The sequence below is a fragment of the Pantoea sp. JKS000250 genome (genome assembly GCF_003201065.1).
GTDB classification, from domain to species: domain Bacteria; phylum Pseudomonadota; class Gammaproteobacteria; order Enterobacterales; family Enterobacteriaceae; genus Pantoea; species Pantoea vagans.
In genome coordinates this window covers 3,057,302-3,071,407 of the sequence record NZ_QICZ01000001.1, presented here as the reverse complement: position 1 = coordinate 3,071,407, position 14,106 = coordinate 3,057,302, and the positions used below count along the sequence as shown (strand labels likewise).

At 54.5% G+C, this 14,106-nt stretch carries 11 protein-coding genes; all 11 read right to left on the bottom strand.

From position 1 onward, the window contains the following. Positions 1-129: 129 nt before the first annotated feature. A complete protein-coding gene (gene accA, locus BY447_RS14415) occupies positions 130-1,086 on the bottom strand; it encodes an acetyl-CoA carboxylase carboxyl transferase subunit alpha (RefSeq protein ID WP_013356851.1) in 957 nt (318 codons plus the stop codon). A gap of 12 nt (positions 1,087-1,098) precedes the next feature. Beyond that, complete coding sequence (gene dnaE / locus BY447_RS14410) at positions 1,099-4,581, bottom strand: DNA polymerase III subunit alpha (protein ID WP_013356850.1); 3,483 nt, start codon at positions 4,579-4,581, stop codon at positions 1,099-1,101. A gap of 31 nt (positions 4,582-4,612) precedes the next feature. After that, entirely contained in the window at positions 4,613-5,239 is a 627-nt protein-coding gene (rnhB, locus tag BY447_RS14405) for a ribonuclease HII (protein ID WP_110331400.1), read from the bottom strand. Further along, a complete protein-coding gene (gene lpxB / locus BY447_RS14400) occupies positions 5,232-6,380 on the bottom strand; it encodes a lipid-A-disaccharide synthase (RefSeq protein ID WP_110331399.1) in 1,149 nt (382 codons plus the stop codon). Before lpxB ends, rnhB begins: the two co-directional genes overlap by 8 nt. A gap of 3 nt (positions 6,381-6,383) precedes the next feature. Then, entirely contained in the window at positions 6,384-7,172 is a 789-nt protein-coding gene (lpxA, locus tag BY447_RS14395; protein WP_013356847.1) for an acyl-ACP--UDP-N-acetylglucosamine O-acyltransferase, read from the bottom strand. A 3-nt stretch (positions 7,173-7,175) separates the two neighbouring features. Beyond that, a complete protein-coding gene (gene fabZ, locus BY447_RS14390; RefSeq protein WP_003852639.1) occupies positions 7,176-7,631 on the bottom strand; it encodes a 3-hydroxyacyl-ACP dehydratase FabZ in 456 nt (151 codons plus the stop codon). Positions 7,632-7,783: 152 nt separating this feature from the next. Continuing rightward, the gene (gene lpxD, locus BY447_RS14385) at positions 7,784-8,809 is read right to left on the bottom strand and encodes a UDP-3-O-(3-hydroxymyristoyl)glucosamine N-acyltransferase (RefSeq protein WP_110331398.1); all 1,026 of its coding nucleotides are present in this window, start codon (positions 8,807-8,809) and stop codon (positions 7,784-7,786) included. A gap of 3 nt (positions 8,810-8,812) precedes the next feature. Then, a complete protein-coding gene (gene skp / locus BY447_RS14380) occupies positions 8,813-9,310 on the bottom strand; it encodes a molecular chaperone Skp (RefSeq protein WP_003852644.1) in 498 nt (165 codons plus the stop codon). A 110-nt stretch (positions 9,311-9,420) separates the two neighbouring features. Beyond that, positions 9,421-11,832, bottom strand: a complete 2,412-nt coding sequence (gene bamA, locus BY447_RS14375) for an outer membrane protein assembly factor BamA (protein ID WP_013356845.1) — start codon at positions 11,830-11,832, stop codon at positions 9,421-9,423. A 51-nt stretch (positions 11,833-11,883) separates the two neighbouring features. Then, a complete protein-coding gene (rseP, locus tag BY447_RS14370) occupies positions 11,884-13,230 on the bottom strand; it encodes a sigma E protease regulator RseP (protein ID WP_110331397.1) in 1,347 nt (448 codons plus the stop codon). A 12-nt stretch (positions 13,231-13,242) separates the two neighbouring features. Further along, positions 13,243-14,100 carry a phosphatidate cytidylyltransferase gene (gene cdsA, locus BY447_RS14365; RefSeq protein ID WP_013356843.1) on the bottom strand — a complete coding sequence of 286 codons (858 nt, stop codon included), beginning with the start codon at positions 14,098-14,100 and terminating at the stop codon, positions 13,243-13,245. Positions 14,101-14,106: the final 6 nt, after the last annotated feature.

Here is a 14,106-nt window from a genome sequence, read left to right as displayed (position 1 = left end):
CCGCTAACTCAGGGAAGGTGTAGCAAGGGGACGATCAGATGAGGCTGAAAGGCGTCAGACCGCGTGCGGGGACTGAACTGGCGGCATAAAAAAAGCGGACCGGAGTCCGCTTTTATGGATGAGCTAAAATCAGGCGTAGCCGTAGCTCATCAGACGCTGATAACGACGATCCAGCAGCTCTTCGGTGGTTAATCCATCGAGGTCGGCCAGGTCAGCCAGCAGCTGCTGCTTGAGTGACTGCGCCATATCCACCGGACGGCGATGTGCGCCACCCAGCGGCTCAGGGATCACGGAGTCAATCAGCTTCAGCTCTTTCAGACGATGCGCGGTAATGCCCATCGCTTCAGCGGCCAGCGGCGCTTTGTCAGCGCTTTTCCACAGAATGGAGGCGCAACCTTCTGGTGAGATCACTGAATAGGTGCTGTACTGCAGCATATTCACTTTATCACCCACGCCAATCGCCAGCGCGCCACCTGAACCGCCTTCACCGATGACCGTACAGATCACCGGCACTTTCAGGCCAGACATTTCACGCAGGTTGCGGGCAATCGCTTCAGACTGCCCACGCTCTTCCGCGCCCACGCCCGGATAAGCACCCGGTGTGTCGATGAAGGTGATGATTGGCATTTTGAAACGTTCAGCCATCTCCATCAGGCGCAGCGCTTTACGATAGCCTTCCGGTGCAGGCATGCCGAAGTTACGGCGAATCTTCTCTTTAGTTTCACGGCCTTTCTGGTGCCCGATGATCATCACCGGACGTCCATCAAGACGCGCAATCCCGCCGACAATCGCTTTGTCATCCGCATAAGCACGGTCGCCCGCCAGCTCATCGAAATCGTCGAAAGCGTTGCGAACGTAGTCAAAGGTGTAAGGACGTAAAGGATGGCGTGCCAGTTGGGCAATCTGCCATGCGCCCAAATCGGCGAAGATTTTACGGGTCAGCTCAACGCTTTTCTCACGCAGACGCTGAACTTCTTCATCCAGATTAACGTGTTTATCATCCTGACGACCAATTGAGGTCAGCGAATCAATCTTCGCTTCCAGTTCTGCAATTGGCTGTTCAAAATCCAGGTAATTAAGACTCATAATGTTCCTGTTCTAGTCAAACTCCAGTTCCACCTGCTCCGATCCAATCAACGAGCGCAGATCGTTAAGTAAACGATCGCTGGGCGAAATACGCCACGCTGCACCAAAGCGCAGCTTCGCTCGCGCGTCGGCTCTCTGATAATAGAGATGTACCGGAATAGTCCCTGATCGATGGGGTTCCAGGGACTGACGGAGTCGGTTTAATAGCTGGTCATCAATTTGCCTGTCCGTCAGCGAGATAGCAAGTCCGCGCGCGTATTTTTCGCGAGCTTCGTCGATGTCCATGACTTCACGCGCGGTCATTTTAAGCCCACCACTGAAGTCATCAAAGCTGACCTGTCCGCTGACGATCAGGATTCGGTCTTTCTCCAGCAACTGCTGGTATTTATCTAACGCATCGGTAAATAACATCACCTCAAGACGACCGGAGCGATCGTCCAGAGTACAGATACCAATTCGGTTGCCGCGTTTGGTCACCATTACCCGCGCGGCGATCACCAGACCGGCCGCCACGGTAATTTTCCCCCGATCGGTAGGATGCATATCTTTCAGCCGCACCCCGCCAACGTAACGCTCAATTTCTTTCAGATACTGATTAATCGGGTGGCCGGTCAGGTATAACCCCAGCGTTTCCCGTTCACCATCCAGCTGCACCTGCTCAGGCCACGGCGTGACGCTGGCGTATGATTTCTCCACCTGCTCTGGCTCTTCTGCCAGCACGCCAAACATATCCGCCTGACCAATCGCTTCCGCTTTCGCGTGCTGATCGGCCGCTTTCAGCGCGTCGCTGAGTGCACTCATCAGCGCGGCGCGGTGCGGTCCGAGGCGATCAAAGGCCCCGGACATGATCAGTTTCTCCATCACCCGACGGTTGATCTTTTTGGTGTCGGTACGGGCGCAGAGATCAAACAGTTCGCGGAAATAGCCGCCTTCGTTACGGGCGTCGATGATCGCTTCGATCGGACCTTCGCCCACGCCTTTGATCGCGCCTATGCCGTACACGATCTCGCCCGCTTCGTTAACGTGGAACGGATAGAGACCGGAGTTAATATCGGGCGGCAGGACCTTCAGCCCCATCCGCCAGCACTCATCGACCAGGCCGACCACTTTCTCGGTGTTATCCATATCGGCGGTCATCACCGCCGCCATAAACTCAGCCGGATAGTGCGCTTTCAGCCACAGCGTCTGATAGGAGACCAGTGCGTAGGCCGCAGAGTGTGACTTGTTAAAGCCATAACCTGCAAATTTTTCCACCAGATCGAAGATCTTCATCGACAGTTCGCCGTCGATGCCCATGCTTTCGGCACCGTCGCGGAAAACTGAACGCTGCTTAGCCATCTCCTCGGGTTTCTTTTTACCCATGGCGCGACGCAGCATATCTGCACCGCCCAGAGTGTAACCGGACAGGACCTGGGCGATCTGCATCACCTGTTCCTGATAGAGGATGATGCCGTACGTTGGCTCCAGCACTGGCTTCAGGCTCTCGTGCTGCCACTGGATATCGGGATAGGAGATCGCTTCACGGCCATGCTTACGGTCGATGAAGTTATCTACCATGCCGGACTGCAGAGGACCAGGGCGGAACAGCGCCACCAGTGCGATCATATCTTCGAAGCAGTCAGGCTTAAGACGCTTAATCAGATCTTTCATGCCGCGCGATTCAAGCTGGAATACCGCGGTGGTTTCCGAGCGCTGCAGCATATCGAAGCTTTTCTTGTCATCCAGCGGGATCGCGGCGATATCGATCGGCTCCAGTCCCTCTTTTTCCCGGCGCGGGTTGATCATCTTCAGTGCCCAGTCGATGATGGTCAGCGTTCGCAGTCCCAGGAAGTCGAACTTCACCAGGCCGGCATATTCCACATCATTTTTATCGAACTGGGTGACCGGGAACTGGCCGTGCTCATCGCAATAGAGCGGCGCAAAATCGGTGATCTTCGTTGGCGCAATGACCACGCCACCCGCATGCTTACCGGCGTTACGCGTAACCCCTTCCAGCTTGCGCGCCATGTCGATCAGCGCTTTAACCTCTTCATCTGCGTCATACATCGCAGGAAGTTGTGGTTCAGCAATAAACGCTTTTTCCAGCGTCATGCCGGGATCGGGCGGGATCAGTTTTGAAATGCGGTCAACAAAGCCGTAAGGATGCCCCAGCACGCGACCCACATCGCGGATAACCGCTTTCGCCGCCATGGTACCGAAGGTAATAATCTGGGAAACTGCTTCACGACCGTACATATCGGCGACGTGTTCAATCACCTGATCGCGTTTCTCCATGCAGAAGTCGACGTCAAAGTCGGGCATCGAAACACGTTCCGGGTTCAGGAAGCGTTCAAACAGCAGGTCAAATTCCAGCGGATCGATATCGGTGATTTTCAGCGCATAGGCCACCAGCGAACCCGCACCCGAACCACGGCCCGGTCCGACCGGCACGCCGTTATCTTTGGACCACTGGATGAACTCCATTACGATCAGGAAGTAGCCGGGGAATCCCATCTGGTTGATAACGTTGAGTTCAATTTCCAGACGCTCATCATATTCCGGGCGTTTTTCCGCGCGCTCAGCCTCGTCCGGGAACAGGAAGACCAGACGTTCTTCCAGTCCCTCACGGGATTTCACCACCAGATAATCTTCAGTGGTCATATCGCCGGTCGGGAACTGCGGCAGGAAGTACTCACCGAGCCGGACAGTCACGTTACAACGCTTAGCAATCTCTACGCTGTTTTCCAGCGCTTCCGGGATATCCGAGAACAGCTCGCACATCTCCTCTTCGCTGCGCATATATTGCTGAGGACTGTAGTTGCGCGGGCGCTTGGGATCGTCCAGCGTATAGCCGTCGTGAATGGCAACGCGAATTTCGTGCGCATCGAAATCTTCTGCGTTGATAAAGCAGACTTCATTGGTGGCGACGACCGGGATGCCCTCGGCAATCGCCAGTTCAACGGCGGCATGCAGATAGCTCTCTTCGTCCTGACGACCGGTGCGGATCAGTTCCAGATAGTAGCGATCGGGGAAATGCTGCTGGTAAAACGACAGACACTGCGAAACCAGGGCATTGTTGCCACGCAACAGGCTGCGGCCCACGTCGCCACGTCGCCCGCCCGACAGCAGAATTAACCCTTCCTGCAGTTCAATCAGCCAGTCGCGATCGATGATCGGTCCGTCCACGCCATAACCACGCTGATAAGCGCGGGAGATCAACAGCGTCAGGTTCTGGTATCCGGTATCACTGGACGCCAGCACGGTCAGTTGGGTCAGCTCATCTCCCATCAGCTCACTGGCAACGTTAAAATCGGCACCAATGACCGGCTTTATCCCTGCGCTGTGTGCGCCACCGTAAAATTTCACCAGACCACACAGGTTAGTGAAGTCGGTAATCGCGATAGCAGGCATGCCAAGGGCAGCCGCCTTCTTGATCAACGGCCCGGTTTTCGCCAGGCCATCAACCATCGAATAGTCACTATGGACACGCAGATGTATAAAACGGGGTTCAGCCATATCAGTTTCCGGTTAAAACAGCGTCAGGCTATTAAAGCGTAAGGATCTGGCGGGCAGCCAGTACTTCAGCGTCGAGCAGCGCGTTGCGTACAGGCGCAAAACTGCGACGGTGGTGCGGCGTGGCGCCATACTGCGTCAGTTTTTCCATATGCAGCGCCGTCGGATAACCTTTGTGCTGCGCAAAACCATACTGCGGGAACAGCAGATCCAGCTCGGCCATTTCACGATCGCGCGACACTTTGGCGATGATGGAGGCTGCACTGATTTCGGCCACCAGGCTATCCCCTTTCACCACGGCCTGTGAAGACATTGGCAACGCCGGACAACGATTACCATCAATCAGCACATAGTCGGGCTGAATACTCAGGCCATCAACGGCGCGCTGCATCGCCAGCATAGTGGCGTGCAGAATGTTGAACTGATCAATCTCTTCCGGCTCTGCACGTCCCAGACTCCAGGCCAGCGCCTTCTCTTTGATTTCGTCATACAATGACAGGCGGCGCTTTTCCGACAATTTCTTGGAGTCAGCCAAACCGGTAATCGGATTAGCCGGGTCGAGGATGACGGCAGCAGTGACCACCGCGCCGACCAGCGGACCGCGCCCCACTTCGTCCACACCGGCAATCAGTCTGGCGACAGGATAGATAAAATCAGGCATTCACCAGCTCCAGTACCGCATCCGCTGCCTGCTCATCGGCGTTCCAGCGGATCTGTTGATGTAATTCATGAAACGTCTGCAGCAGGGTTTCGCGCTCAGGCCCGGTATGCAGCAGCGGATCTAACGCCGCGGCCAGGGCTTCTGGCTGACACTCATCCTGCAGTAGCTCTTTGACCAGCTCACGCCCGGCCAGCAGATTCGGCAGAGAGACATAAGGCGTCTTTACCAGCCGTTTCGCCAGCCAGAACGTGGCCGGCTTCATGCGATAACCGACGACCATAGGGCATTTTGCCAGCATGCACTCCAGTGCGGCAGTACCTGACGCCAGGAGTGCGGCATCGCTCGCAATCATCGCTTCACGTCCCTGACCATCCAGCAGATGCATCGGCAGCTCAGGAGCGACGTCAGCTTTAATTTTTTCAAACTGTTCGCGGCGACGGGCATTAACCAGCGGCACCACGATTTCCAGTGCCGGATAGTGACGACGCAACAATTGCGCTGTTTTCAGGAAATCAGCGCTGAGCATTTCCACTTCTGCGCCTCTGCTGCCGGGCAGCAAAGCCAGACAGAGTGCATCATCGGCAATGCCGAGATGACGGCGCGCAGCCTGCTTATCAGGTTGCAGCGGCATGGCATCTGCCATGGTGTGGCCGATAAAGCGACAGGGAACGTTATAGCGATCGTAGAAAGCTTTTTCAAACGGCAGGAAGGCCAGCACCAGATTGGTGTTACGACCAATTTTAAACACGCGCTTTTGCCGCCATGCCCACACCGAGGGACTGACATAGTGGATCGTGCGAATGCCCGTGCGTTTAAGGTTGCCTTCCAGCGTGATATTGAAATCGGGCGCATCAATCCCGACAAAGACATCGGGTCTGAGTTCGGTAAAACGCCGGGTGAGATCGCGGCGGATTGTCAGCAGACGTCGCAGGCGGCCCAGCACCTCAACAATGCCCATCACCGCCAGCTCTTCCATCTCATACCAGGCTTCGCACCCTTCCGCCTGCATCAGTGGTCCCGCCACGCCGACAAAGCGTGCATCAGGATGACGGGCTTTCAGGGCACGAATGAGACCTGCACCAAGAATATCGCCGGAGGTTTCTCCGGCGACCAGGGCAATCGTTAAAGGACGCGCTGACATGGATTAACGAATTAATCCACGGGTTGAACGGGTGAAGAAGTCGTAGAAAGGCTGCACTTCGCTGTGCTGCTGCGCGATGGCTTCGATTTCTGGCTTCACTTCTTCCAGCGTTCTGCCGCTGCGATAGAGCAGCTTGTAGGCGTTGCGAATCGCGTGCAACGACTCTTTGCTGAAGCCACGGCGCTTAAGACCTTCGATATTGATCCCGAACGGCGTCGCGTGGTTGCCCTGCGCAATAACGTAAGGCGGCACATCCTGCGCCACGCCGGAACAGCCACCTACCATCACGTGAGCACCGATGATGCACCACTGATGTACCGCTGTCATGCCGCCAATAATGGCGAAATCATCGACCGTCACGTGACCACCCAGGGTGGCGTTGTTGGCGAAGATACAGCGGTTACCAATCACGCAGTCATGCGCAATATGGACATTCACCATCAGCAGATTATCGCTGCCCACCGTGGTGACATGGCCACCCTGCGTGGTGCCGCGATGAATCGTCACGCTTTCACGGATGCGGTTGCGATCGCCGATCTCAACCCGTGTTGGCTCACCGGCATATTTCAGATCCTGATTCACTTCACCAATAGAGGCAAACTGATAGATCTGATTATCTTTACCGATACGCGTGTGGCCGTTCACCACAACGTGTGACTTCAGTACCGTTCCTTCACCGATTTCAACATTCGCGCCAATAAAGCAAAACGGGCCAATGTGAACGCGGGCGCCAATAACAGCGCCCTCTTCAATGACAGAACTGGGATGGATAGTGGCGGTTGGATCAATCACGAATTATGCCTCCCGGCTGCGGGCACACATCATGGTCGCTTCACAAACGATTTTACCATCGACAGTCGCCACGCCTTTAAAGCGGGTCAGACCACGGCGGGTTTTCTCGAAAGTGACTTCCATGATCATCTGGTCGCCTGGTACCACAGGGCGCTTGAAGCGGGCACTGTCGATACCGGCAAAGTAATAGAGTTCACCTGGTTCCAGTTTACCTACGCTTTTAAACGCCAGAATACCGGTGGCCTGCGCCATCGCTTCCAGGATCAGAACGCCAGGAAAAATCGGTTTACCAGGGAAATGCCCCTGGAAAAACGGTTCATTAACAGAAACGTTCTTCACTGCACGCAGGTATTTGTGCTCTTCAAATTCCAGCACGCGGTCTACCAGCAGAAACGGATAGCGGTGCGGCAGCAGCTCTAAAATCTCTTCAATTTTCAGAGTATGAGTTTCAGTAGTCAAAATACTCTTCCTGTCCTAAAAATCTGATGACATCAATAACACGGCCTGCACAGATCAAAATGATCTTCCGCAGGCCGCAAATAGGTTCTGTGGCGCCGGGCTTCCCTGCTTAACATTTTTATTATGAAAGCCGGTCAGTTTTGGGATGGCGGTTAGTCGTCTTTGCCGACCTTGCGCTCGATGGCTTTTAAGCGTTTGCTCATGTCATCGATGTTCATCACCAGCGCTGCAGTTTTGCGCCAGGTTTTGTTGGGTTGCAGCGGAATGCCTGACGAATAGACACCAGGCTCTGTGATAGGACGCATGACCATACCCATACCGGTCACCGTTACTTTGTCACAGATTTCCATATGGCCGTTAATGACGCTGGCACCGCCAATCATACAGTAACGCCCAATTTTCAAACTACCCGCCATGATCACACCGCCTGCAACCGCAGTATTGTCGCCAATAACTACGTTGTGAGCGATCTGGCACTGGTTGTCTATGATAACACCATTGCCGATCAGAGTGTTATCAAGCGCACCGCGATCGATGGTGGTGCAGGCACCTATTTCGACGCGATCGCCGATAATTACCGCGCCTAACTGCGGGATTTTCACCCAGTTACCGCGATCGTTGGCATAGCCGAAACCATCAGAACCAATGACAGTACCTGACTGAATCAGACAATCCTGGCCGATTTCGATCTCGTGATACACAGAGACGTTGGCCCAGAAACGGGTTCCGCTGCCGATACGGGTTTTTTTGCCCACAAAGCATCCCGCACCAATGACTACGTTATCACCCAGCTCAACGTCCGCTTCGATCACCGCATTGGCACCAATGGCAACGTTATTGCCAAGTCGCGCTGAGGGATCGATGACTGCGCTGGGGGCGATATTCTGCGCCGGCTGTGGCGTGGTATCGAGTATTTGTGCCATACGCGCATAGGTCAGGTAGGGATTTTTGACTACCAGCGCTGCGGTTTTGCACCACTCCAGATCCGCTTCCGTCAGCACCACGGCTGAGGCCTTTATCAGGGCGAGTTGCTCGCGGTAACGGCTGTTTGCAAGAAAAGTGATTTGGCCAGTTGTGGCGGATTGCATAGAAGCAATGCCGGAGATGACGATATCGCCATCTCCGTGCAATTCTGCATCCAACTGCTGGGCTAAATCAGCCAGTCGAATAGATGACATGAATTATTTAACCTGTTTCAGCACGTCAGCAGTGATGTCTTTTGCGTTTGATGCATAAGCCACCGCGTTAGCGTCGATCACGACGTCGTAACCATCGCTGTCAGCGACTTTCTTCACGGCATCCTGAATACGGCTCAGCAGCTTATTACGCTCTTCCATCTGACGACGGCGATTGTCCTGCTCAAAAGCCTGCGCTTTTGAAGAGAAAGCTTCACGCTGTGACATGACATCTTTTTCCATACGGCTGCGTTCGCTGGCCTTCATGGTAGAACCGTCACGCTGCAGACGCTGCATTTTGGTTTGCAGATCGCGCTCCTGGCTCTGCAACTCAGTTGCACGGCCTTTGAACTCGTTTTCCAGCTGTTTAGCAACAGTCGCACGTTGCGGTAACTGTTGGAAAATGCTGGACACGTTTACCACTGCAATTTTGTCAGCAGCCTGAACACCAGCGGAGACCGCTAAAGCAAGACCCAGACCTGCGGCACACAACAACTTTTTCACTATAAACTCCTTACCATCAACGTTTGTGTCAGCGACACAGTGTTTGCCCCGGAACAGCAACAAGTGCTGCCCGGCAGCAAGACTTCAGCTATGCATCCATGCTCAGAACATTACCAGGTTTTACCAATGTTAAACTGGAACTGCTCTGACTTGTCTCCATCGACTTTCTTAATCGGCTGGGCATACGAGAACACCAGCGGGCCGAGCGGTGACATCCACTGCAGCGCCACACCGCTTGATACGCGGATATTGTTTGGATCGCTGTAGTCAGGAATACCCGCAGCACGTGTTTCAGCGGTGTTTTCCCAGTGGGTATCCCACGCAGTACCGGTATCAACAAACACCGAGGTACGCACCGAGTTAGCATACTTCTCGCTCAGGAACGGCGTTGGCGTAATCAGCTCAAGGCTGGCAATCGCCATGGCATTACCGCCCACCGCATCGTCAGACTTACAGACGCCATTTGGATCGGCAATGCGGCAGTTCGACGAGTTGTTATTGTAGTAAGCCGCTTTCGGTCCAATGGTGTTGGACTGGAAGCCACGCACGGTGCTCGAGCCACCGGCGTAGAAGTTCTCATAGAACGGCATCTCTTTGCCGCCGAGACCATCGCCATAGCCAACACGACCACGGCCCAGCAGCACCCAGGTACGATCCTGGTTAATCGGCACATACTGCTGGGTGTCCAGCGTGGCCTTATAGAAGCTGTTATCTGAGCCTGGAATCGTTACCTTACCGTTCAGGTTGGTACGGTTACCAGATGTCGGGAAGAAGCCACGGTCCAGCGTGTTGTATGTCCAGCCGTAGTTAAAGGTGAAGTCATCGGCTGAGAATTCGCCTTTGTCATTTAACTGCTGCGGCTTGCCGACTGAATCCAGATAACGCCACATCGCAACCTGCGGCTGCATGTTTGACAGGTCATTGTGGACATAGCCCAGACCGACACGCAGGGTGTTGTTTTCGTTAACCGGGAAGCCAAGCGTGCCATCCAGACCATAACTTCGGTTGGTATAGTCAGACAGATCCGCATTGTCCGCTTTGAAGTCGTTATAGAACAGACGACCACCCAGACTCACACCATCAACGGTGAAGTAAGGGTCAGTAAGCGAGAATTCAGCATAGGTCTGGTAGTCATTTTTGGTGCCGCTGATGCCCACGGTATTACCGGTGCCCAGCCAGTTATCCTGCGTTACCCCGACCTGGAAGCTCACACCACTTTCGGTGCCGTAGCCGACGCCGAAGTTAAAGGTACCGGTGTTACGCTCTTTAACCTTGTAGACCACATCAACCTGGTCCGGCGAACCAGGCACACGCTGCGTATCCACATCCACGGTTTCAAAGTAACCGGTACGGTTCAGACGCTCTTTACCCTGCTCAACCAGATCGCTGCCCAGCCATGCGCCTTCCATCTGACGCATTTCGCGACGTAACACCGAGTCTTTAGAGGTGTCATTGCCTTCGAAACGGACATTACGCACGTAGTAGCGGTTACCCGCATCGACGTTGATATGCAGTTTTACGGTTTTATCGGCGTCGTTGATTTCAGGCTGTGTGGCGACACGCGGATAGGCATAGCCGTAGCGGCCCAGCAGTTTCTTGATGTCATCTTCCATTTTCGTGACTTTGGCGCCGTTATAAAGCTCGCCTGCAGGAATTTTGGTCAGATGCTCAATTTCTGCTGAATGGCCCGCCATGCTGCCATTGACGATCACACCAGCAATTTTGTACTGGTCACCTTCGGTGATATTCACCGTGATGTAGATGCCTTTTTTATCTGGCGTCAGGCTGACCTGAGTCGAATCGATGTTGAAGCGGGCATAACCGCGATCCAGATAGAAGCTGCGCAGGGTCTCAAGGTCGCCCGCCAGTTTCTGCTTCTGGTATTTACGATCGCCGACCACGTTCCACCATGGCACTTCATCGCGCAGCTGGAAACGGGAGATCAGTTCATCGGAGCTGAAGGCTTTATTACCGACGATGTTGATCTGCTGAATTTTGGCAGAGACACCTTCCGTAAAGACCAGTTTCAGATCAACGCGGTTACGCGGCAGTGGCGTGACCACGGCTTTCACGTTGGCGGTATATTTACCGACGCTGTAATAGAAGTCTTCAAGTCCCTTCTCGATAGAAGAGATGGTAGTACGGTCCAGCGCTTCGCCGACACGGACACCTGAAGCTTCCAGATTTTGTTTGAGCTGATCCTCTTTCACCGCTTTGTTACCGGTGAAGGTAATGCTGGCAATGGTAGGACGTTCTTTGACCTGGACAATCAGCGTTGTACCGTCTCGCAGGACCTGAACATCCTCAAAGTTGCCAGTAGCGAACAGCGAGCGAATGGTATTTCTGACATCATCGTCATTCACCGTATCGCCAACCCGTACTGGCATGCTCAGCAGAGCCGCGCCGACGGCGACTCGCTGCAGCCCTTCGAAATGAATATCCTTCACCACGAAATCGTCTGCACCGTAAACGGTGGCGCTGCTAAACAGCAGCGACGCTATGAGCAACTTTTTCATCGCCATCGTTGTTATGCGTTTTCCTAACACATCCCTCGAATGTTCGCGTTCCAGCGGTTACAAACGTGAGAAATCATTGAAAAGTGCAAGCCCCATTAACAGCACCAGCAGAATTGAGCCGATGCGATAACTAAAGTCCTGAACTCGCTCGGACACCGGTCCACCTTTGATCTTTTCGATCGCCAGGAACAGCAGGTGCCCACCATCTAAAACCGGCAGAGGGAACAGGTTGATAATGCCCAGGTTGACGCTAATCAACGCCAGGAACATCAGGTAGTAAATCAACCCATACTCCGCTGACAACCCTGCACCCTGCGCAATCGAGATTGGCCCGCTCAGGTTGTTCAGCTTCACATCACCGGTTATTAACTTGCCCAGCATGGAAACGGTGAGCTTCATCAGTTGCCAGGTTTTTACACTGGCCTCACCGATAGCCGCAAACGCGCCATACTGCCTTACCGTCTTGTACTCTTCGGGCAGCGGAACAATGCGCGGAATCACACCCGCAAAGCCCGCTGTCGTGCCAGCTTTCGCTTCTGGCGTCATCGTCAGCGCAATTGATTCACCGCCGCGATCCACCTCAAGCGCCATGCTTTTGCCGGGATTGTCCCGGACCTGGGTAACAAACGTCTGCCACTGCGATAATGGCTGACCATCGACTTTAACGATCCTGTCGCCTGCTTGCAAACCGGCTTCACTGGCTGGCGAATTCGCCTGAACTTCTGCCAGTGTGGTCTCAATTTGCGGACCGCGAGGCTGAATGCCTAACGCGACGACCGGATCCTGCTTATCAGGCTCAAACTGCCAGTTACGCAAATCCAGCTGCTTCTGCTGAGTCGCGTCCTCGCTAAATCGTGCCACCGTTAACGTGGTGCTGCTGTCGCCGATTTTACCCACCAGCGCCATACGCACAGCATCCCAGTCAGGCGTTTCGATACCGTCAACGGCCTTAAGTTCCATGCCGGGCGCAATTTGCGCTTCCGCAGCGATCGAACCGTTTAAAATTTCACCGATTACCGGGCGCACACCAGGCACGCCGTGAATAAACACAACCCAGTAGGCAAAGATGGCAAAGAGGAAGTTAGCGACAGGACCTGCCGCAATGATGGAGGCACGTTGCCAGACGGCTTTATTATTAAAAGCCTGATGACGCAGCTCGGCTGGCACGCTTTCGACACGTTCGTCGAGCATTTTCACGTAGCCACCAAGGGGAATCAGCGCGATGACAAATTCCGTGCCGTGGCGGTCACGGCGCTGCCAGAGCGACTTACCAAACCCAATGGAAAAACGCTCAACCTTGACGCCACAGCGACGAGCGACCCAGAAATGGCCAAACTCATGAACGGTAATCAACACGCCCAGCGCAACGATAAAGGCGAAGAAACTCCAGATTATGCTCAACATCTTTGCCTGTCCTTAAAGGGTGCGGAACACCAGCAGCAATAAACAGGCAAACACCGGCACCGCCGCAGTCAGACTATCAATGCGATCAAGAATGCCGCCGTGACCCGGTATCAGATTGCCACTGTCTTTGATACCCGCTTCACGTTTAAACATACTCTCAGTGAGGTCGCCCAGCACGGAGGCCAGCGTTGCGATAACCGCGCAAATCACCAGCGTACCGGTAGAGACCGTCAGCGGCGCCAGCGAGGCAAACAGCAGCGCAATCAGCGCAGAGGAGACCAGGCCGCCCAGGAAGCCTTCCCAGGTTTTACCTGGCGAGACCTTCGGTGCCAGCTTGTGCTTGCCGAACATCTTGCCAAACATATAGGCACCTGAATCCGCACCCCACACCAGCAGCAACACAAACAGCAGCCACCAGGCACCGGCGAAGTGATCGGTTTCGTAGTGATACTGCCGCAGCGCCACCATGCCCCAGAAAAAAGGCACCAGCGTTAACACGCCAAACAGTAAGCGGAGCGGGCGCGAATGACGCCAGAAGGCCGCAGATGCGGGATAGGAGAGGACCAGCAGCAGTGCAACGACCCACCACACCAGCGACGCCCAAAGCGATGTCGCGACCTGGGGCAGATGCACCGTGTGTTGATAAGGCGGCAGCGTAAACTGCATCAGCGCCAGCAGCAGACCACAAAGTACAGCCAGCCAGACGCGCTGTTGCCGTGATGCCATCCCTGCAAACTGACCCCATTCCCAGGCGGCCAGCATGCAGATAACGATGGTTGTAAGGGCAAAGCCCACAGGTGGTAACCAGAACAGTGCAGCTATTACCAGCGGAATTAATATCAACGCGGTAATCAGACGAGACTTCAGCAAAGGTTA

Bases quoted from the DNA above. Each gene is read 5' to 3' on its own strand.
- accA (WP_013356851.1), bottom strand. From the start codon at position 1,086: ATGAGTCTTAATTACCTGGATTTTGAACAGCCAATTGCAGAACTGGAA.
- dnaE (WP_013356850.1), bottom strand. From the start codon at position 4,581: ATGGCTGAACCCCGTTTTATACATCTGCGTGTCCATAGTGACTATTCG.
- rnhB (WP_110331400.1), bottom strand. From the start codon at position 5,239: ATGCCTGATTTTATCTATCCTGTCGCCAGACTGATTGCCGGTGTGGAC.
- lpxB (WP_110331399.1), bottom strand. From the start codon at position 6,380: ATGTCAGCGCGTCCTTTAACGATTGCCCTGGTCGCCGGAGAAACCTCC.
- lpxD (WP_110331398.1), bottom strand. From the start codon at position 8,809: ATGTCATCTATTCGACTGGCTGATTTAGCCCAGCAGTTGGATGCAGAA.
- bamA (WP_013356845.1), bottom strand. From the start codon at position 11,832: ATGGCGATGAAAAAGTTGCTCATAGCGTCGCTGCTGTTTAGCAGCGCC.
- rseP (WP_110331397.1), bottom strand. From the start codon at position 13,230: ATGTTGAGCATAATCTGGAGTTTCTTCGCCTTTATCGTTGCGCTGGGC.